The following is an 18,620-nucleotide window of genomic DNA, read 5'->3' on the forward strand; positions in this document are numbered from 1 at the left end:
GCATCCATGCGGGCTGCCCCGGCCTTCCGGGAACGTCTCAGCGATGTTGAGGCCGCCAGCACCGGCAGTTTCAGTTGCCCCAGGCCCGGCGGTGAGTCAACAGCCAGTCCTGGACGAGTAGGCCGGATAAGGCGAAGCCGCCATCCGGCGCAAAGGTGTGCTAGCGTCCGCCCTGATACAGCGGCACCGCGGCGCCGCCGATATAGCGACGGCGCAGCCAGGCGGAAAGGGTGTCCATGATCATCACCACCGCCACCAGCAGCAGGGTGATAAACATCACCACATCCCAGTTCCACAGGCGCATGTTCTCGGCATAGATAAGCCCGATACCCCCGGCGCCGACGAAGCCCAGCACCGCCGCGGAGCGGGTGTTGGATTCAATCTGATACAGGCTCAGGGCGAGGAAGGTTGGGAACGACTGGGTAAAAATGCCAAAGCGATGCTTTTGCAGGCCGTTCGCGCCCACGGCGGTCAGCCCGCGCCCGGGCGAGCGGTCCACGGCTTCGTGTCCTTCCGCGTACAGCCGTCCCAGCAGACCGGTGTCCTGCATGATGATCGCCAGCACCCCAGCCAGCGGCCCGAGGCCGACCGCGCGCACGAAAATCAACCCCCAGATAGCCATGTCGATCCCGCGCAGCACATCAAACAGGCGGCGCATCAGCAGGGCAAGGGTCCCCAGCACCACGCCGCGCATGATGTTGCGGGCGGCAAAGAAGGAGAGCAGCAGCGCCAGCACCGTGGCGGTCAGCGTCCCGGCGAAGACGATAGCCAGGGTGATGCCGATTTGCGTGAAGTAATAGCCGAACGGCCAGTTCCAGAAGTCGTGCCAGACGAACATCCGCGCCAGGTAGCGGCCAATCTGCTGCAGACCGGTGGTCAGCTGCTCGCCGCTGATGCCAAACTGCAGAAAAAACCAGACGTAATAGAGCACGCAGGCCAGCGCTACCAGCCCGACGTAGCGCAGGTAGCGCCCCTGGACCTGATAGAGCTGTTTATGCTGCCGCCGGCTGGCGGCGATATCCGGTTGCATGTGCCAGACGCTCATTTCTTACCCTCCAGTACCCACAGGCGCAGACGACCGGACAGCATGTCCAGCGCCGACACCACCAGAATGATCAGCAGCAGGGTGATGCTCACCTGATTGTAGCGGTCGAGCTTGATATTGGTCATTAGCTCCTGGCCGATACCGCCCGCGCCCACCAGCCCGAGAATCGTCGACGAACGGAAGTTGATTTCAAGCCGCATAAAGCCGTAGGAGAGAAACAGCGGTTTCACTTGCGGCCACAGGGCGAAGCGGATTTTCTGCAGCGGCGACGCGCCGCAGGCCGCCAGGCCGCGTACCGGTTTGTTTTGCGCGCTCTCCACCGCCTCGTAGAACAGTTTGGTCAGGCTGCCGACGGTGTGCAGCATCAGCGCCAGAAAGCCCGGGATCGCACCGATGCCGAACGCCATGACAAAGATCACCGCCCACGCCAGCTCGGGCATGGTGCGCAAAAACGCCACCAGTACCCGAATGGCAAAGCGTACCGGCGCCGGGGTCCAGGCGTTGTTGGCGGCGAGGAACGCGAAAACCGTGGCGATGGCGACCGCCACCAGCGTCGAGGCCAGCGCCAGCTGCAGGGTTTCCCAGATGAGCGGCAGCTGGATCGGCAGGCGATAGCCCCACCAGGCCAGCGAGCCTTTGGTCTGTACATCGGCGAACAGGTTGCCGGCACTCAGAGGCGGAATGGTCTCTGCCATATAGTCAAAGAAGTGGGGCAGCGAGTGCCAGATGGTCAGCAGATTAAATTCTGCGGCGCTGCCGGCGGCAAAATAGAGCGCCAGCAGGAGTAACGACCAGCAGACGGTATCGCGCTTTTGCCGCGAGCGTACCTGCTGGTAATAGCGTTCAAATTCGGTGTGGGTCGTCTTCATGCGTCGGGGATCTTCAACGTAGCGCCGCCGCTCACCCTGGGGGCAAGCAGGCGGCGTTGAGGCAGGATTAACGCGCGCTCACCAGCTCGCGTTTCATGTCGATAATCTGCTGGAAGTCAGCCACGCTGCCCGGACCGATGTGCTGGGTACCGCCCATCGCTTTGATAAAGCAGGCGTGATCCTCGGTGTCCAGTTTTTTCACCGCCGCCACGACTTTCGCTTTAAAGTCCGCCGGCAGCGCATTGCTTACCAGGATCGGGCCGTTCGGGATCAGCGGCGATTGCCAGATAATGCGGATCTGCTTCATCAGATCCGGATGATCCATGCGAATCAGACGGTTGAACGCGCCGGTGGTGTAGCCGGTGTTGTAATCGCCGACCATCGAGGTCCAGGTGACCGCGCCCGCGAACTGGCCGTTCAGCACGCCGAGAATGTCCTGCTCGTGGCCGCCGGAGAAGGTGACGCTGGAGAAGGTATTGTTGTATTTGTTGTCGGCGTTACCGCCAAATTTTTCTTTAAACGCATGGTTAGGGATCAGATACCCGGAAGTGGAATCCGGATCGGCGAAGCCGAAGGCTTTGCCTTTTAAATCGTCCAGCGTTTTGTACGGGGAGTCGGCTTTGACGATCACCACGGAGTGATAGCCGCGGGACTGATCTTTATCGTCCACGGCGATGCCGACGATATCCACGGCTTTCGGGTTATTGATATAAACCGAAGCGTAAGAGGAGGGGGACATGCTCAGCACCACGTCGACTTTACCCCCCAGCAGACCCTGGATCACCCCGGAATAGTCGGAAGAGTTACGCAGTTTGGTATCCACGTTCAGCTCTTTATCGAGGAAGGTCTTCACACACTGGTTATCACCGATTTGCTGGGTGGCGTTCTGCCCGCCGAGAATGCCCAGATTCAGCTCTTTCGGCTGCGCTGCCGCCGCCTGCCATGCCATCATCATGCCCGCGACCACTGCGGATAAACGAACTGCGCCAGTCATATATTTTTTCATTATGTTGCCCGTGTGAGTGAAATTAATGCAATTGGCTAACTTCATCGCCGTACAGCTGCTGCAGCACATCCTGCGTCAGCCGGGAGGGGTGATCGTCAAAAATAAGCTGGCCGCTGGCGACGCCGATAACCCGGGTGCAGTAGGCCTTCACCAGCTCTACCGAATGCAGGTTTACCATCACGCTGATGCCCTGCTCGCTAATCTCGCGCAGCACATCCATGATGCGCTGGGTGTTTTTCGGATCCAGCGAGGCGACAGGTTCGTCGGCCAGCAAAATGCCGGGGTTTTGCATCAGCGCCCGGCAGATTGCCACCCGCTGCATCTGTCCCCCGGAGAGATTCTCCGCCCGCTGCAGCGCGTGCGGCAGCATGTTCATCCATTCGAGCAGCGCAATGGCGCGCGCCCGGTCGGCGGCGGGGAAAATCTTAAACAGCGACTTCAGGGTTGAGGTCTGGCTGAGGCGGCCAAGCAGGACGTTGGTGAGCACGTCGAGGCGCGGTACCAGGCAGAAGTCCTGAAAGATCATCCCGCACTGACTGCGCCAGGCGTTGAGTGAGCGGCCTTTCAGCTTTGAGACATCGTGTGGCATACCGACTTCCGGATAGCTAAGAATTTCACCGCCGCTGGCGCTGTGCGTACCATTAAGGACATGCAGGAGCGTCGATTTGCCGGCGCCGGAGCGGCCAATGACCCCGACCATTTCACCGGCGTGCAGGTCAAAGCTGATGCCGTCCAGCACCTTGTGCTGAGCATGATAGGCTTTAGTCAGGTTACGCACGCTTAAGACCTTCCGCTGCAGGCCGGCATCGAGATCGGTGAACGGCTGGAAATCAGTTTCGGCCACCGCGGCAAGAGAGCTGTTCATAAGAGTGTCCAGGTTCGTCATTAACTGGGCACTATTAATAGGTCTTTATATGAAATTTCGATGACGGTATTGCGAACAAAGCGTGAACAGGCGGGGATGACAGGCCGACCGCGCGGCTTGCTGACCGCTGGCGAAGCCTTGAAAAGCGGCTATGCTTTCGGGGGGCGCGAAGGCTGGCGCACCCGTGACGGCAGGCACCTATCGGCAAAACTCGTTTTATCTTGCTAATGAGGTCTGTTTAATCGAATAGATAATGCTTCTACCTTTGTTTAGCATTCATCATTCCGCAGAATTAACATATGCATAACTATTTTGTGCGGCAGGTTAATCTATTCATGTGGCTTATGAATTGGTAAATCATCCTGGTTATTGCTTATATTCAGATTTATATTCTTTATTTTGTTGTTAATTTGGTTTATTTGACAACTCCATCCTGCCCCTCATTAAGAATATTCCTAACATAATAGGGCGAAGATCCTGGGTAATATAAAGCACAAGTAAGAATTGAGGGTAATATTGCCAATAACCTCATGAAAATAAATGTCTTTTTCCACTCCTCAAAAATCCGATATTTTCAGTTTTTGTAAATATTGACCCAGGCACGAAATTGATTGCCTGTCCGCGTGTTGACACTCCATAGGAAAAAACTTAAATTCAACGCCATGCAGAAATAATTAAAATTAAACCCGGCTTATCAAATATTGATAAGTAATGCGTGTCTTATTTAATGGCGATTTATTAAAGGAAGCGAATACGCCAGTTAACTTTGTAGGCCTGGCAAACAGTGAAGTTGTAAAAATGATTACTTCAAGGACTATGAGGTTAAAAACTATATGGAATATAAATGCTGTTCCGATAAGTACATTTGGTCTGCCCATGACTCCTACTTCTATAAAGGACTATCCGAACTCATTCTGGATATCGATGAATTAATTTATCTGTCGCAGGAGAAGATTAGAAAGGATTTTGTGTTTATCAATCTCAATACGGCTTCTTTAAATGAATTTATCAGGCGCGATAGCGAATGGCTATCCGCGGTAAAGGGGAAACAGGTCGTATTGATTGCGGCCAGGAAATCAGAAGCCTTAGCAAATTACTGGTATTACAATAGCAATATTCGCGGCGTGGTATATGTTGGCCTGAGTCGCGATATTAGAAAAGAACTGGCCTACGTAATTAATGGCAGATTTCTCCGCAAAGATATTAAGAAAGATAAAATTACTGACCGGGAAATGAAAATAATCCGCATGACCGCTCAGGGCATGCAGCCGAAATCGATCGCCAGAATTGAAAATTGTAGCGTGAAGACAGTATATACCCATCGGCGCAATGCTGAGGCCAAACTGTATTCCAAAATATATAAGTTAGTTCAGTAACACCCAGGCAATATTGTTTTTTAAATGGTTCACCGGGACATCATGTCCTTAATTCAACTCAGGATGAAAAAGCGATGAAAAAAAAGGTTCTGGCAATAGCTCTGGTAACAGCGTTTACCGGTATGGGTGTGGCGCAGGCTGCTGACGTAACGGCTCAGGCTGTTGCGACCTGGTCGGCGACCGCTAAAAAAGACACCACCAGCAAGCTGGTTGTGACCCCGCTCGGCAGCCTGGCATTCCAGTACGCCGAAGGCATTAAAGGCTTTAACTCGCAGAAAGGTCTGTTTGACGTGGCGATTGAGGGTGACGCAACGGCGACCGCCTTTAAGCTGACCTCGCGCCTTATCACCAACACCTTAACCCAGCTGGACACTTCCGGCTCCACGCTGAGCGTGGGTGTGGATTATAACGGCGCCGCGGTCGAAAAAACCGCAGATACCGTGATGATCGATACCGCTAACGGCGTGCTGGGCGGCAACCTCAGCGCGCTGGCTAATGGCTACAACGCCAGCGGCCGTACCACCGCGCAGGATGGTTTCACTTTCTCCATCATCAGCGGCACCACCAACGGCACCACCGCAGTGACCGATTACAGCACCCTGCCGGAAGGGATCTGGAGCGGCGACGTCAGCGTCCAGTTCGACGCCACCTGGACCAGCTGATCCTTCTGATGCACCAGCAGGGGGGGCTCCCCCTGCTTTTTTCACGGACGGAATTGTTATGAAAAAGCACCTTCTGGCTCTCGGGCTGCTGCTTGTCGGGGTGTCGCCGGCGCAGGCGCTGGATGTCGGCGATATCTCATCTTTTATGAACAGCGGCAGCAGCACGCTGAGCAAAACAATCAAGAACAGCACAGACAGCGGTCGACTGATCAATATCCATCTCGAACGGCTCTCTTCCCCGCTGGATGGTGGGCAGGTTATCCCGATGGATAAACCGGATGAGGTGCTGCTTACCCCCGCCAGCCTGCTGCTACCCGCCCAGGCCAGCGATGTCATCCGTTTCTTCTACAAAGGCCCGGCGGATGACAAAGAGCGTTACTACCGCATTGTCTGGTTCGATCAGGCACTCAGCGATGCCCAGCGCGATAACGCCAACCGCAGCGCGGTAGCGACGGCGTCCGCCCGCATCGGCACCATTCTGGTGGTGGCGCCCCGGCAGGTGAATTACCGCTTTCAGTACGCCAACGGCTCTCTGACCAACACCGGGAATGCGACGCTGCGGATCCTCGCCTACGGCCCTTGCCTGAAGGCCGCCGACGGTAAGGAGTGTAAAGAGAATTACTACCTGATGCCGGGTAAATCGCGCCGTTTTACGCAGGTGGACACGGCGAATAAAAAAGGACGGGTTGCGCTTTGGCAGGGTGAGCAGTTTGTTCCCGTGAAATAGACAGTTGTGCAGATGGATAACGACGATGCCTCTACGACGGATTTCCCCAGGACTGAAAACGCAGCTTGCCTTCGGCATGATCTTTTTGTTCGTTCAGCCCGACGCCAGCGCTGCTGCCGTACGTGCCCAGCAGATTGGCGGGGTGATTATTCCGCAGGCCTTCAGCCGGGCGCTGCAGGACGGTATGAGCGTCCCGCTCTATATTCATCTTGCCGGCAGCCAGGACACCCGTGACGATCAGCGGATCGGCAGCGCCTTTATCTGGCTGGACGACGGCCAGCTGCGTGTCCGGCAGATCCAACTGGAGGAGAGCGAGGGGAACGCCAGCGTCAGCCAACAGACCCGACAGCAGCTGATCGGCCTGGCCAACGCCCCGTTCAGCGAGGCACTCACCATTCCCCTGACCGACAGCGCGCAGCTGGATCTCAGCCTGCGTCAGCTGCTGCTGCAGCTGGTGGTCAAACGCGAGGCGCTGGGCACCGTGCTGCGCTCGCGCAGCGAAGATATCGGTCAGTCCAGCGTGAACACCCTCAGCAGCAACCTGAGCTATAACCTCGGCGTCTATAACAACCAGATGCGCAATGGCGGGAGCAACACCTCCAGCTACCTGTCGCTGAACAACGTCACCGCGCTGCGGGAGCATCACGTGGTGCTCGACGGCTCGCTGTACGGGATCGGCAGCGGTCAGCAGGACAGTGAATTATATAAGGCCATGTATGAGCGCGATTTCGCCGGCCACCGCTTTGCCGGCGGGATGCTCGACACCTGGAACCTGCAGTCCCTGGGACCGATGACCGCTATTTCGGCCGGCAAGATTTACGGCCTTTCCTGGGGGAATCAGGCCAGCTCCACCGTCTTCGACAACAGTCAGTCGGCCACGCCGGTGATTGCCTTTTTACCGGCGGCGGGCGAGGTGCATCTCACCCGTGACGGCCGGTTGCTGAGCGTCCAGAACTTCGCCATGGGCAACCATGAAGTGGATACCCGCGGCCTGCCGTACGGTATTTACGACGTGGAAGTGGAGGTGATCGTTAATGGTCGGGTGGTCAGCAAACGCACCCAGCGGGTCAATAAGCTGTTCAGCCGGGGACGCGGCATCGGCGCGCCGCTGGCGTGGCAGGTATGGGGCGGCAGTTTCCATATGGATCGCTGGTCGGAAAGCGGCAAAAAGACCCGGCCGGCAAAAGAGAGCTGGCTGGCAGGCCTCTCGACCTCCGGGTCGCTCAGCACCCTGAGCTGGGCGGCAACGGGCTATGGCTACGACAACCAGGCGGTGGGGGAAACCCGCCTGACGCTGCCGCTGGGCGAGTCGATCAACGTTAACCTGCAGAATATGCTGGCCAGCGACAGTTCCTGGAGCAGCGTCGGCAGCATCAGCGCTACGCTGCCGGGAGGCTTCAGTTCAGTGTGGGTCAACCAGGAGAGAACCCGCATTGGCGATCAATTGCGGCGCAGCGATGCCGACAACCGGGCGATCGGCGGCACCCTCAACCTGAACGCGCTGTGGTCGAAGCTGGGGACGTTCAGCGTCAGCTACAACGATGACCGCCGCTACAACAGTCATTACTACACAGCGGATTACTATCAGACGGTCTACAGCGGCGCGTTTGGATCGCTCGGCCTGCGGGCGGGGATCCAGCGCTATAACAATGGCGACAGCAGCGTCAACACCGGGAAATATATCGCTCTCGATCTCTCGCTGCCGCTGGGCAACTGGTTCAGCGCCGGGATGACCCATCAGAACGGCTACACCATGGCTAACCTCTCAGCGCGCAAGCAGTTTGATGAAGGCACTATTCGCACCATCGGCGCCAATCTGTCGCGGGCCATCTCCGGCGATACCGGGGATGACAAAACCCTCAGCGGCGGAGCGTATGCCCAGTTCGACGCCCGCTACGCCAGCGGCACGCTGAACGTCAACAGCGCGGCGGACGGCTACGTCAACACTAACCTCACCGCCAGCGGCAGCGTCGGCTGGCAGGGCAAAAACATCGCCGCCAGCGGACGAACTGACGGTAACGCCGGAGTGATCTTCAACACCGGGCTGGAGGACGATGGTCAGATTAGCGCCAGGGTTAACGGGCGGATTTTCCCGCTCAGCGGCAAGCGTAACTACCTGCCGCTCTCTCCCTATGGCCGCTATGAGGTGGAGCTGCAGAACAGCAAAAACTCGCTCGATAGCTACGACATCGTCAGCGGGCGTAAGAGTCATCTGACCCTTTATCCGGGCAACGTCGCAGTGATTGAGCCAGAGGTGAAGCAGATGGTCACCGTCTCCGGTCGTATTCGTGCAGAAGACGGCACGCTGCTGGCGAATGCGCGGATTAACAACCATATCGGCCGTACCCGGACCGATGAAAACGGCGAGTTTGTCATGGACGTGGATAAGAAATACCCCACTATCGATTTCAGCTACGGCGGCAATAAAACCTGCGAAGTGGCGCTGGAGCTCAGCCAGGCACGCGGCGCCGTCTGGGTCGGGGATGTGGTCTGCAGCGGCCTCTCGTCGTGGGCGGCGGTGCAGCAGACAGGAGAAGAGAATGAAAGTTAATGCACTGATGGCGCTGGCGATCCTCGCGCTGCTTTGGCCGGCAGCCGCACTCAGGGCGGCGGTGACCAAGACCACCTGGTCGGATGCGCCGGCGCGCGAGTTTGTGTTTGTTGAAAACAACTCCGACGACAACTTTTTCGTCACCCCCGGCGGGGCGCTGGATCCGCGTATGACCGGCGCTAACCGCTGGACCGGCTTAAAATACACCGGCTCCGGCACCATTTATCAGCAGAGTCTCGGTTATATCGATAACGGCTACAACACCGGGCTCAATGCCAACTGGAAGTTTGATATGTGGCTGGAAAACTCGCCGGTTTCGCACCCCTTAACCGGCCTGCGCTGCATCAACTGGTACGCCGGGTGCGATATGGCCACCAGCCTGATCCTGCCGCAAACCACCGATGCCAGCGGGTTTTATGGCGCGACGGTGACCAGCGGCGGCGCGAAGTGGATGCACGGCATGATGTCGGACGCGTTTTATCAATATTTGCAGCAGATGCCGGTCGGCGGCAGCTTTACGATGACCATCAATGCCTGTCAGACCTCGGTGAACTACGATGCCAGCAGCGGTGCGCGCTGTAAGGATCAGGCCTCCGGTAACTGGTATGTGCGCAACGTCACCCACACCAAAGCCGCGAACCTGCGGTTGATTAATACCCACTCGCTGGCGGAGGTGTTTATCAACAGCGACGGCGTGCCGACCCTGGGAGAAGGGAACGCCGACTGCCAGACGCAGACCATCGGCAGCCGCGCAGGATTAAGCTGTAAGATGGTCAACTATACCTTGCAGACCAATGGTTTAAGCAACACCTCGATCCATATTTTCCCGGCGATCGCCAATTCGTCGCTGGCCTCGGCCGTCGGGGCGTACGATATGCAGTTCAGTCTCAACGGCAGCTCATGGAAGCCGGTGAGCAATACCGCTTATTACTACACCTTCAACGAGATGAAGAGCTCAGACTCAATCTATGTTTTCTTCTCCAGCAACTTCTTTAAGCAGATGGTGAACCTCGGGATCAGCGATATCAACACCAAGGATCTGTTCAACTTTCGCTTTCAGAACACCACCTCGCCGGAGTCAGGCTGGTATGAGTTTTCCACCTCCAACACGCTGATTATCAAGCCCCGTGATTTCAGCATCAGCATTATCTCCGACGAATATACCTCGGCGCCGTCGCGCGAGGGATATGTCGGCAGCGGCGAACCGGCGCTCGATTTCGGCTACATCGTCACCACCAGCGGTAAAACGGCCGCCGATGAAGTGCTGATCAAGGTGACCGGACCGGCGCAGGTGATTGGCGGGCGTTCCTACTGTCTCTTCAGCTCTGATGACGGTACGGCGAAAGTGCCGTTCCCGGCGACGCTCTCTTTTATCACCCGCAGCGGCACGACGCAGACCTACGATGCCGGGTGCGATGACAGCTGGCGGGATATGACCGATGCGCTGTGGCTGACCACGCCATGGACCGATATCTCCGGCGAAGTGGGGCAGATGGATAAGACCACGGTGAAATTTTCGATTCCGATGGATAACGCCATTTCGCTGCGGACGGTAGACGATAACGGCTGGTTTGGCGAAGTCAGCGCTTCAGGAGAGATTCATGTCCAGGCGACGTGGCGCAACATTAACTAAGGCCCTGCTGACGGTGGGCTGCCTGCTGGCAGCGCCGCTGGCGCAGGCGATCTCGGTCGGCAACCTGACCTTTTCCCTGCCGGCCGAAGCGGATTTCGCCAGTAAACGGGTGGTCAACAACAATAAAAGCGCGCGGCTGTACCGCATCGCCATCAGCGCCATCGATCGTCCGGGCGGCAGCGAAGTACGCTCCCGGCCGGTGGATGGCGAACTGCTGTTTGCCCCCCGCCAGCTGGTGCTGCAGGCAGGTGAGAGCGAGTATTTTAAATTTTACTATCATGGCCCGCGGGATAACCGCGAGCGCTACTATCGGGTCTCGTTTCGCGAAATCCCCACCCGCAACCTGACGAGGCGCAGCCCGACCGGCGGCGAGGTCAGCATGGAGCCGGTGGTGGTGATGGATACCATTCTGGTGGTGCGCCCACGCGAGGTGCAGTTTAAATGGTCTTTCGATAAGGTGGCCGGGACGGTGAGCAACACCGGCAATACCTGGTTCAAGCTGCTGATTAAACCCGGATGCGATTCGACCGAAGAGGAGGGGGACGCGTGGTATCTGCGTCCCGGGGACGTGGTTCGCCAGCCGGCATTGCGCCAGCCGGGGAACCACTATCTGGTTTATAACGACAAATTTATTAAGATCAGCGATACCTGCCCGGTGAAGCCCCGTCCCGCGGAGTGACCCTTATCCGGTGGTCGCGCGGCGGGTAAAACGCCGGCTGGCCAGCAGGCTCAGACCGCAGCACAGCAGGTAGTACACCGCGCCGGTGAAGACGAAGATCGCCAGGGGATAGATTTGCACCCGGTTGTTGACCTGGCCGGCCACGGTGGTCAGCTCCGGGACGTTGACGATAAACGCCAGCGACGTGTCTTTCAGCAGGCCGATAAAGATCCCCACCAGCGAGGGCTGAACATTGCGCAGCGCCTGCGGGAGCAGCACCAGGCGCAGCGTTTGCCCGGGGGCGAACCCCTGGGTCAGCGCCGCCTCATACTGTCCTTTCGGCAGCGACTGCAGCCCGGCCAGCACCGAGTGCATCACCGAGGCGGCGGTAAACCACGCCAGCGCCAGGGTCACGGTTACCGCGCCGGGCAGATCGCCGCCGGTCAGCATCGGCAGCAGATACCACAGCCAGAAGATGACAAATATCAGCGGGATGCCGCGAATAATTTCCGCCCACAGAAACAGCAGACGCCGCACCAGCCCGCCGTAGCGCCAGGCCAGGCCCGCCAGCGCAATGCCTCCCGGCAGCGCCAGCAGGGTGGCGCCGATGGCCATCAGCAGGGTCAGCGCCACGCCGCCGGGCTGGCCCTCCGCCAGTCGGCCCCACAGCAGGTAATCGAGGTTATCGGCGATCACCGCCAGATTAGCGTTCATGTTGGGCGCTCCGTTGCAGTTTTCTTCCCGGGCCGAGACGCGTTAGCGCCACGCCCATCGCCACCCCCAGCGCCAGGTACAGCGCGGTACCGACGGCAAACGCCTCCAGGGCGTGCGCGTTATAGCTCTCAATCTGTCGTACCTGATAGGTCAGTTCCGCAAAGCCGATGCCGCTGGCCAGCGATGAGAGTTTCATCAGGTTAAGATACTGGCCGACAATCGGCTGCCAGGCGTTGGCCAGCCCCTGCGGCAGGAGGATAAAGCGCAGCTCCTGCCACGGGGTAAAACCCTGCGACAGCGCGGCTTCCCGCTGCCCGTGGCTGACGGCGCGCAGTCCGGAGGCGATCTCTTCCACCAGAAAGGCGGAGGTAAAGACCCCCAGCCCCCACATCGAGCAGAGGAACTCCGGCGTCAGCCACCAGACGTTACCCGGCAAAATGGACCAGGCGTGTTCGTCGTTCACCACCTCCTTCACCGCCAGTGGCAGCAGGTTCCAGGCGGCAAAGTACCAGAACAGCAGCTGGACCAGCAGCGGAGTGTTGCGAAACAACGAGACCCACGCGGCCACCAGTCCGCGCCCCGCGCGGCCGCCGCCGAGGCGCAGGGCCAGCAGCAGGACCGCCAGCAGGGTGGCGAGCAGGATCCCGGCGACGCTGACCCAGACGGTGGTGAGAAAACCAGAGATAATCCATTGCAACGGCTGCCCGCTCAGGACGCCGTGCCAGTCAAGCATCGGCGTCACTCGAGGCTCTCCTGGTGCAGCGGATCCAGCACCTTCTGCAGAAAACGCCGTGCACGGGCATGCTGCGGATGGGCGAAAAACTCAGCCGGCGGGGCGACCTCGAGAATGTCGCCGCCGTCGATAAACACCACCCGGTCGGCAATTTCGCGGGCAAACTGCATCTCATGGGTCACCACCAGCATGGTGATCCCGCTGTGGGCGAGGGTTTTCATCACCTGCAGCACTTCGCCGATCATCTCCGGGTCGAGCGCCGAGGTGGGCTCATCGAACAGGATAATCTGCGGCGAGGAGGCCAGGGCGCGGGCGATCGCCACTCGCTGCTGCTGGCCGCCGGAGAGCTGCGCCGGCATCTGCTGCGCTTTTTCTTCCAGTCCGACCTGGCGCAGCAGCGCCAGCGCCCGCTCCTGAGCCGCGCTTTTCCCCCAGCCGTGAACGCGCTCCAGCGCCAGCGTGATGTTCTCCTGCGCCGTCAGGTGGGCGTAAAGGTTGAACTGCTGGAAGACAAAGCCGACGCGGCTGCGCAGCTGGCGCAAGGCGCTGCCGCTCAGCCGGCTGGTCGGTTTATCGTCGATCAGGATCTCGCCGCCGCTTAAGGATTCGAGCTGGTTGATCAAGCGGATCAGCGTCGATTTTCCCGAACCGGAAGGGCCGAGGATCGCCACCACTTCGCCGGGCTCGACCTGCAGGTTGATGGCGTTTAGCACCTGATGATCGCCGTAGCGCTTGGCCACATCACGGAACGTAATGCTGGCGCGCTGCAGACGTGAAAAATCCGCGGCCGGGGCCGCGGAGTGGGAGAGTAAACCCGAGAACATATTATTTCGCTTCTATGGTAAAGGCGCGCGGCTGCGGCGTTTTAGTGGCAGGTCCAAACCAGACATCATAGATTTTCGCGGCTTCGCCGGTTTTCTCCAGCTTCACCAGCTCATCGTTAACGGCTTTCAACAGGGCCGGTTCGCCTTTCTTCACGCCCACGCCAATCTCTTCTTTGCTGAGCAGGTCGGGCAGAATTTTAAACTTGGCTTTATCCGGCGCTTCCGCCAGCAGACCGGCGAGGATGGTGCTGTCCTGGGTGATGGCCTGGACGTTGCCGTTGCGCAGGGCGGTCAGGGCCAGCGGAATATCGTCATAGGAGAGGACGCGAGCCTGCGGGAAACGCTGGTGCAGGGCCTGTTCGCCGGTGGTGCCTTTCACCGCGCCGATGCGCGCTTTGCTGTACTCATCAAGCTTATCCGGAGAGCCGGCAGGCACGAGGAACTGCTGGCCGGTGACGAAATACGGCGTTGAGAAATCAATAACCTGGGCCCGCTCCGGGGTGATGGTAATGTCGGCGACGATCAGGTCGGCTTTGCCGGACTGCAGCAGCGGAATACGGTTGGCCGGGTTGGTGGCCACCAGCTCGAGTTTGACGCCGAGCGCTTTCGCCAGCGCCTGGGCAAAGTCGACATCATAGCCGACGATATGGTGGGTTTTGGCATCCACGGAGCCGAACGGCGGGTTGGCGTCGAAGGTGGCGACTTTCACGACGCCGGCGGCTTTGATGTCAGCCAGCTGGTCTGCCTGTGCCTGAGACGCGAGCAGCAGCATACCCAGCGCCAGTGCAATTTTTGTGGTTTTATTGCGCATGTTTTTTCCCCTGAATCCCTGTTTTGTTTTGTGGACATCACGCTCCCACAAATTCCCCGTCGGCGGCAAAGAAGAAAAAATTCTTATCTATAACGAAAAAGAACTTAACAAACCTGTGGGTATTCTTTATGTGCCGCTGGCGTTTTACCGGCGCGGCAACGATTGCCGGGCGGCCCTCTCTCCCTCCGGAGAGAGGGAGAGGGGATAGGGGTAATTTTCCGTTCATCGTGCGCATGGGCGTTAGCCCCGCGGTGTATACCGGGGCTGTAACGATTGCCGGGCGGTTCCCTCTCCCTCAGGGAGAGGGTTAGGGTGAGGGGATAGGAGCGGGCGTAATATGCGCCAGCCAGGATTGCAAATTCGGAATTAATATTTCCCGCGCCCGGCCAACTGTGGTTGAAATAGACCCAGGCGATTCGCTTCCCGACAGAGGAGAAAATGAAAGTGGCATTGTGGCAACGATTAACGGGCTGGCTGGCTTTTTTGTCCAACGGTGAAGCCGGACAGCAGGATACCCAGCGCGTCATGGAGGCGATACTGCCGGTGGCCAGCCTCTACGGCGTGGACATTGGCAACGTGGAAACCCGGTGGTTCCGTCATGATAAGACATACTGAGCGACGCAGGACGCGAGAAGCCTACTGGAACGAGGTGTGCTTTGTGTAGCAAGAGACTGCCTGAGGTTGCGGCAACACAGGATGCGCCGCCGCAGCCCAGGCAGTTTTGACCACGCTTATCCCCCCAGATACATCCGCTTAATTTCCGGGTTAGTCAGCATCTCCCGCGCCGCGCCTGACAAGGTGATCCGGCCATTCTCCAGGACATACGCCCGATCGGCGATAGCCAGCGCGGCCGTCGCATTCTGCTCCACCAGCAGCACCGTCATATTCTCTTCGCGCAGTTGCTTAATGATGCCGAACAGCTCGCCGACAATTTTCGGCGCCAGCCCGAGGCTCGGTTCATCCAGCATCAATAACACCGGCTCGCTCATCAGCGCCCGGGCGATGGCCAGCATCTGCTGCTCGCCGCCGCTCATGGTGCCCGCCATCTGATGGCGCCGTTCCTTGAGCCGAGGAAAGAGGGCGTACATGCGATCGCGCAGGCGGGTGTAGCCGGCGAGATTATTGTAAGCGCCCATGCGCAGGTTCTCTTCGATAGTCAGGTTGGTAAAGACCCGACGTCCCTCCGGCACCAGCGCCAGCCCGCGGCGTACAATCTGGTGGGTCTGGCTGCGTGAGATATCGTCGTTGAGGAAGCTGACGCGCCCGCTGGAGCGCACCAGGTTGACGATCCCGTTGAGGGTGGAGGTTTTACCGGCGCCATTGCTGCCGATCAGGGTGACGATCTCCCGGTCATAGACGTCGATATCAACACCTTTCAGCCCCTGGATCACGCCGTAAAAGACCTTCAGTTCCCGGGCGTTAAGCATAATTGGCTTCTCCCAGATAAGCGGAAATGACGTCAGGATGCTGGATCGCCTCGGCCATCAGGCCGCTGAACAGCGGCTTACCATACTCCAGCACCATCACCCGCTCGCACAGGCGATTGACGAAGGGCATATCGTGCTCAATCAGCAGGACGCTGAGCTGATAGTCATGTCGCATGCGGAAGATAAGCTCCGCCAGGTCCTCGGTTTCCTTCGGGTTCATCCCGGCGGCCGGCTCATCGAGCAGCAGCAGCTTCGGCGCGGTGGCCAGCGCGCGGGCGATCTCCACTTTGCGCTGGTTGCCATAGCTTAGGTTTGTGGCTTGCATATGCGCGAAGTGGGCGATACCGATGTCCTCCAGGATGGCCATGGCTTTGGCCTTCGCCGCCCGCTCGGCCGGAAAGTAGCGGCCAATATGCAGAGCTGCCTCCAGCAGCGAGTAGCGGCTGGCGCGGTCGAGCCCGACCATCACGTTCTCCAGCACCGTCATGGAGTTAAACAGACGGATATTCTGGAAGGTACGGGCGATCCCGGCGTTCACCACCTGGTTGGGCTTCAGCCCCTTCAGCGACGTACCCGCCAGGGTGACGTTGCCGCTGGTGGGTTTATAGTTGGCGGTGATGACGTTAAACAGGGTGGTCTTGCCCGCACCGTTAGGGCCGATAAGGCCAAAGATCTCCGCTTCATCAACATGGAAGCTGACGTTGTCGATGGCCCGCAGGCCGCCAAACTGCATGGTGACGTCCTGCACCTGCAGGATAACGTTATTTTCCGCCATAGCTGCTGTTCCTTCTTCCCATCTGCCAAATCTCTTTTTTCCCCAACAGCCCTTCGCGGGCGAAAAGCATGATGATCAGCAATAGCAGGGAGAAGACCACCATTCGCAGGCCCGGATACGCGCCAAGATCGTGGCCGAAAAACTGCAGCGGCTGGTCGAGGAAGCGCAGCCATTCGCCGCTGCCGACCACCAGTACGGTGCCGAGCAGGGCGCCGGTGGTGCTGCCGAGTCCGCCGAGGACGATAATAATCAGCAGTTGGAAGGTGAGCATAAAGTCGAACAGCCCCGGGGAAATGGTGGTCAGCAGCGAAGCCAGCAGACCACCGCCGATCCCTTCGAAGAAGGCGCTGGTGGCGAAGGCGCAGGTTTTGATGCGGAAGGTGTTGACCCCCATGGCGATCGCCGCATCTTCATCGTCGCGAATGGCTTTCATCATCCGGCCATACTTCGACCACACCAGCTGAAGGATCATGCCGGTGGCCAGCAGGGCGAACAGCCCGCACCAGAACAGGAGATGCGGCTGCTGCGGAATATCGTTCAGCCCGATGGCGCCGTTGGTGATTTGCGGATTGTTAATAGCGAGGATCTTGATGATAAACCCAAAGCCGAGGGTGACAATGGCCAGGTAGTCGCCACGCACCCGGAAGACCGGCACGGCGAGGCACACCGCCAGCGCCGCCGCGCACAGGCCGCTTATCAGCAGGGCAGGGAGGAAGCCTGCGTGCAGGCTGAGGATCCACGGGCTGGGGGCGGCCATTTCAAACATGTCTACCTTGCTGTCGCTGGAGAGGATCAGCAGGGCGGTGACGTAGGCGCCCACCGCCACGAAGCCGTTCGGCTCCAGCGACAGCTGGCCGGTCACGCCGTTGATCAGGTTGTAGCTGACCGCAAGGATCATAAAGATAAAAATGGTGCTGATGACACGAACAATGTAGTCATTGAAAACCACGTTGATTCCGGCCAGCAGCGCGATACAGATGACAATAATGGCCAGGTTGCGCAGCTGCGCCCCGGCGGTCGTCGTCGCGTTGAGCATCAGAAACGGCTCCTTTCCAGACGTTCGTCGCCCATAATGCCGACCGGGCGGAACAAGAGGACCAGAATCAAGAACAGGAAGGCGAAAGCGTCTTTATAGCCGCCCAGTTCGGGGAAGATCGCCACGGCGACCACTTCGGTAAAACCGAGGATAAAGCCGCCCAGCACCGCGCCGGTGACGCTGCCGATCCCGCCCAGCACGGCGGCGGCGAAGGCCTTCAGGCCGATAAGCACGCCCATCAGGGGATCGATAGTGGGGTAGCTGATGGAGTAGAACACGCCGCCGAGGGCCGCGAGACTACTGCCGAGGGCGAAGACCAGGGAGATGATCCGGTTGGCGTCAATGCCCATCAGGCGCACGGTGTTGACGTCAAAGGCCACCGCGCGGATCGCCATCCCATAACGGGTGCGGTACAGCAGCCAGAGGATCGCCAGCAGCAGCAGGACGGTGATCAGCGGCACAATCCACGCCACGTTGGTAATGATGACGCTGCCGAAGGCGCGGGTCTGGTTGAAAAAGTCAGGGGCGGAGAAGAAGCGTGAGCTGCCGCCGAACAGCACGTTAAACAGGTTTTCGAGGAAGAAGCTGACGCCGATGGCGGTGATCAGCATGGAGATTTTCGAGGCCTGACGCAGCGGACGATAGGCGACCCGGTCAATCAGCATACCAAACAGGCCGCACAGCCCGAGGGTCAGGAAAACGGCTACCCCGAAGGGTAGCCCAACCGAAGAAAATAAAAACAGCGTACTAAACGCGCCGACCATCATCACGTCCGCATGGGCGAAGTTGATCAGCCGTAGCACGCCATAAACCATCGTATAACCGATGGCAATCAGGGCGTACATGCCCCCAAGACTCATTCCATTGACCACTTGCTGGAGAAAAATGGCGCCGTCCATTTTGTAGCC

The 18,620-nt window shown here is 58.8% G+C and carries 19 protein-coding genes; 7 read left to right on the forward strand and 12 right to left on the reverse strand.

The window, feature by feature from the left end:
- Positions 1–160: 160 nt before the first annotated feature.
- The 4 genes from phnE (N438_RS14220) to phnC form a co-directional block, all read right to left on the reverse strand.
- On the reverse strand, positions 161–1,045 hold the full coding sequence (phnE, locus tag N438_RS14220; protein ID WP_012968865.1) for a phosphonate ABC transporter, permease protein PhnE: 885 nt from the start codon (positions 1,043–1,045) through the stop codon (positions 161–163).
- Positions 1,042–1,914: a phosphonate ABC transporter, permease protein PhnE gene (gene phnE, locus N438_RS14225; protein ID WP_116696346.1), complete on the reverse strand. Its 873-nt coding sequence runs from the start codon at positions 1,912–1,914 to the stop codon at positions 1,042–1,044. Before phnE (N438_RS14225) ends, phnE (N438_RS14220) begins: the two co-directional genes overlap by 4 nt.
- Before the next feature lie 67 nt (positions 1,915–1,981).
- Positions 1,982–2,920: a phosphonate ABC transporter substrate-binding protein gene (gene phnD / locus N438_RS14230; protein WP_032691132.1), complete on the reverse strand. Its 939-nt coding sequence runs from the start codon at positions 2,918–2,920 to the stop codon at positions 1,982–1,984.
- Between the two features lie 22 nt (positions 2,921–2,942).
- Positions 2,943–3,785 (reverse strand): phosphonate ABC transporter ATP-binding protein, encoded by an 843-nt coding sequence (phnC, locus tag N438_RS14235; RefSeq protein ID WP_012542738.1) that lies wholly within the window; start codon positions 3,783–3,785, stop codon positions 2,943–2,945.
- An 833-nt stretch (positions 3,786–4,618) separates the two neighbouring features.
- On the opposite strand from phnC, the gene N438_RS14240 reads away from it, so the two are divergent.
- From N438_RS14240 to N438_RS14265, 6 genes are all read left to right on the forward strand, one after another.
- Positions 4,619–5,161, forward strand: coding sequence for a helix-turn-helix transcriptional regulator (locus N438_RS14240; protein WP_008805314.1), 543 nt, complete (start codon positions 4,619–4,621; stop codon positions 5,159–5,161).
- 74 nt (positions 5,162–5,235) lie between these two features.
- Positions 5,236–5,823 (forward strand): common pilus major fimbrillin subunit EcpA, encoded by a 588-nt coding sequence (gene ecpA / locus N438_RS14245; RefSeq protein ID WP_012542737.1) that lies wholly within the window; start codon positions 5,236–5,238, stop codon positions 5,821–5,823.
- A gap of 58 nt (positions 5,824–5,881) precedes the next feature.
- Positions 5,882–6,550: a fimbrial chaperone EcpB gene (locus N438_RS14250; RefSeq protein WP_008805316.1), complete on the forward strand. Its 669-nt coding sequence runs from the start codon at positions 5,882–5,884 to the stop codon at positions 6,548–6,550.
- A gap of 25 nt (positions 6,551–6,575) precedes the next feature.
- Positions 6,576–9,101 (forward strand): fimbrial biogenesis outer membrane usher protein, encoded by a 2,526-nt coding sequence (locus N438_RS14255; protein ID WP_116696347.1) that lies wholly within the window; start codon positions 6,576–6,578, stop codon positions 9,099–9,101.
- Positions 9,091–10,734 carry a fimbrial adhesin EcpD gene (gene ecpD / locus N438_RS14260; RefSeq protein WP_012968862.1) on the forward strand — a complete coding sequence of 548 codons (1,644 nt, stop codon included), beginning with the start codon at positions 9,091–9,093 and terminating at the stop codon, positions 10,732–10,734. The genes N438_RS14255 and ecpD overlap by 11 nt, the downstream gene beginning before the upstream one ends.
- Positions 10,703–11,413 (forward strand): fimbria/pilus periplasmic chaperone, encoded by a 711-nt coding sequence (locus tag N438_RS14265; RefSeq protein WP_012542735.1) that lies wholly within the window; start codon positions 10,703–10,705, stop codon positions 11,411–11,413. The genes ecpD and N438_RS14265 overlap by 32 nt, the downstream gene beginning before the upstream one ends.
- 3 nt (positions 11,414–11,416) lie before the next feature.
- Here the strand turns inward: N438_RS14265 and N438_RS14270 are convergent, their stop codons facing one another.
- From N438_RS14270 to N438_RS14285, 4 genes are read right to left on the reverse strand one after another with little or no spacing between them, the layout of a single operon-like run.
- Complete coding sequence (locus N438_RS14270; protein WP_012968861.1) at positions 11,417–12,106, reverse strand: amino acid ABC transporter permease; 690 nt, start codon at positions 12,104–12,106, stop codon at positions 11,417–11,419.
- Positions 12,096–12,848, reverse strand: coding sequence for an amino acid ABC transporter permease (locus N438_RS14275; protein ID WP_012968860.1), 753 nt, complete (start codon positions 12,846–12,848; stop codon positions 12,096–12,098). Before N438_RS14275 ends, N438_RS14270 begins: the two co-directional genes overlap by 11 nt.
- Positions 12,845–13,663, reverse strand: coding sequence for an amino acid ABC transporter ATP-binding protein (locus tag N438_RS14280; protein ID WP_008805322.1), 819 nt, complete (start codon positions 13,661–13,663; stop codon positions 12,845–12,847). The genes N438_RS14275 and N438_RS14280 overlap by 4 nt, the downstream gene beginning before the upstream one ends.
- 1 nt (position 13,664) lies before the next feature.
- Complete coding sequence (locus N438_RS14285) at positions 13,665–14,474, reverse strand: ABC transporter substrate-binding protein (protein ID WP_002890106.1); 810 nt, start codon at positions 14,472–14,474, stop codon at positions 13,665–13,667.
- 438 nt (positions 14,475–14,912) lie between these two features.
- On the opposite strand from N438_RS14285, the gene N438_RS14295 reads away from it, so the two are divergent.
- Positions 14,913–15,089, forward strand: coding sequence for a hypothetical protein (locus N438_RS14295; protein ID WP_012542732.1), 177 nt, complete (start codon positions 14,913–14,915; stop codon positions 15,087–15,089).
- Between the two features lie 116 nt (positions 15,090–15,205).
- On the opposite strand, the gene N438_RS14300 is transcribed toward N438_RS14295, so the two are convergent.
- Genes N438_RS14300 through N438_RS14315 form a run of 4 tightly spaced genes read right to left on the reverse strand, consistent with a single transcriptional unit; the run spans position 15,206 to position 18,611 of the window.
- A complete protein-coding gene (locus N438_RS14300; protein WP_004204908.1) occupies positions 15,206–15,901 on the reverse strand; it encodes an ABC transporter ATP-binding protein in 696 nt (231 codons plus the stop codon).
- Entirely contained in the window at positions 15,894–16,676 is a 783-nt protein-coding gene (locus N438_RS14305; RefSeq protein ID WP_008805323.1) for an ABC transporter ATP-binding protein, read from the reverse strand. Before N438_RS14305 ends, N438_RS14300 begins: the two co-directional genes overlap by 8 nt.
- The gene (locus N438_RS14310) at positions 16,663–17,712 is read right to left on the reverse strand and encodes a branched-chain amino acid ABC transporter permease (RefSeq protein ID WP_008805324.1); all 1,050 of its coding nucleotides are present in this window, start codon (positions 17,710–17,712) and stop codon (positions 16,663–16,665) included. Before N438_RS14310 ends, N438_RS14305 begins: the two co-directional genes overlap by 14 nt.
- A complete protein-coding gene (locus N438_RS14315; protein ID WP_002890128.1) occupies positions 17,712–18,611 on the reverse strand; it encodes a branched-chain amino acid ABC transporter permease in 900 nt (299 codons plus the stop codon). The genes N438_RS14310 and N438_RS14315 overlap by 1 nt, the downstream gene beginning before the upstream one ends.
- Positions 18,612–18,620: the final 9 nt, after the last annotated feature.

This window comes from Klebsiella sp. GL120222-02 (genome assembly GCF_003097195.1).
In the GTDB taxonomy this organism is placed as follows: Bacteria; Pseudomonadota; Gammaproteobacteria; order Enterobacterales; family Enterobacteriaceae; genus Klebsiella; species Klebsiella variicola.

Excerpts from the sequence above, each read along its gene's own strand:
- phnD (WP_032691132.1), bottom strand. The coding sequence starts at position 2,920 with ATGAAAAAATATATGACTGGCGCAGTTCGTTTATCCGCAGTGGTCGCG.
- N438_RS14285 (WP_002890106.1), bottom strand. The coding sequence starts at position 14,474 with ATGCGCAATAAAACCACAAAAATTGCACTGGCGCTGGGTATGCTGCTG.
- N438_RS14250 (WP_008805316.1), top strand. The coding sequence starts at position 5,882 with ATGAAAAAGCACCTTCTGGCTCTCGGGCTGCTGCTTGTCGGGGTGTCG.
- N438_RS14270 (WP_012968861.1), bottom strand. The coding sequence starts at position 12,106 with ATGAACGCTAATCTGGCGGTGATCGCCGATAACCTCGATTACCTGCTG.
- N438_RS14295 (WP_012542732.1), top strand. The coding sequence starts at position 14,913 with ATGAAAGTGGCATTGTGGCAACGATTAACGGGCTGGCTGGCTTTTTTG.
- N438_RS14300 (WP_004204908.1), bottom strand. The coding sequence starts at position 15,901 with ATGCTTAACGCCCGGGAACTGAAGGTCTTTTACGGCGTGATCCAGGGG.
- N438_RS14310 (WP_008805324.1), bottom strand. The coding sequence starts at position 17,712 with ATGCTCAACGCGACGACGACCGCCGGGGCGCAGCTGCGCAACCTGGCC.
- N438_RS14240 (WP_008805314.1), top strand. The coding sequence starts at position 4,619 with ATGGAATATAAATGCTGTTCCGATAAGTACATTTGGTCTGCCCATGAC.
- phnC (WP_012542738.1), bottom strand. The coding sequence starts at position 3,785 with ATGAACAGCTCTCTTGCCGCGGTGGCCGAAACTGATTTCCAGCCGTTC.
- ecpD (WP_012968862.1), top strand. The coding sequence starts at position 9,091 with ATGAAAGTTAATGCACTGATGGCGCTGGCGATCCTCGCGCTGCTTTGG.
- N438_RS14265 (WP_012542735.1), top strand. The coding sequence starts at position 10,703 with ATGTCCAGGCGACGTGGCGCAACATTAACTAAGGCCCTGCTGACGGTG.
- N438_RS14255 (WP_116696347.1), top strand. The coding sequence starts at position 6,576 with ATGCCTCTACGACGGATTTCCCCAGGACTGAAAACGCAGCTTGCCTTC.
- N438_RS14315 (WP_002890128.1), bottom strand. The coding sequence starts at position 18,611 with ATGGACGGCGCCATTTTTCTCCAGCAAGTGGTCAATGGAATGAGTCTT.
- N438_RS14280 (WP_008805322.1), bottom strand. The coding sequence starts at position 13,663 with ATGTTCTCGGGTTTACTCTCCCACTCCGCGGCCCCGGCCGCGGATTTT.
- ecpA (WP_012542737.1), top strand. The coding sequence starts at position 5,236 with ATGAAAAAAAAGGTTCTGGCAATAGCTCTGGTAACAGCGTTTACCGGT.
- phnE (WP_012968865.1), bottom strand. The coding sequence starts at position 1,045 with ATGAGCGTCTGGCACATGCAACCGGATATCGCCGCCAGCCGGCGGCAG.
- phnE (WP_116696346.1), bottom strand. The coding sequence starts at position 1,914 with ATGAAGACGACCCACACCGAATTTGAACGCTATTACCAGCAGGTACGC.
- N438_RS14305 (WP_008805323.1), bottom strand. The coding sequence starts at position 16,676 with ATGGCGGAAAATAACGTTATCCTGCAGGTGCAGGACGTCACCATGCAG.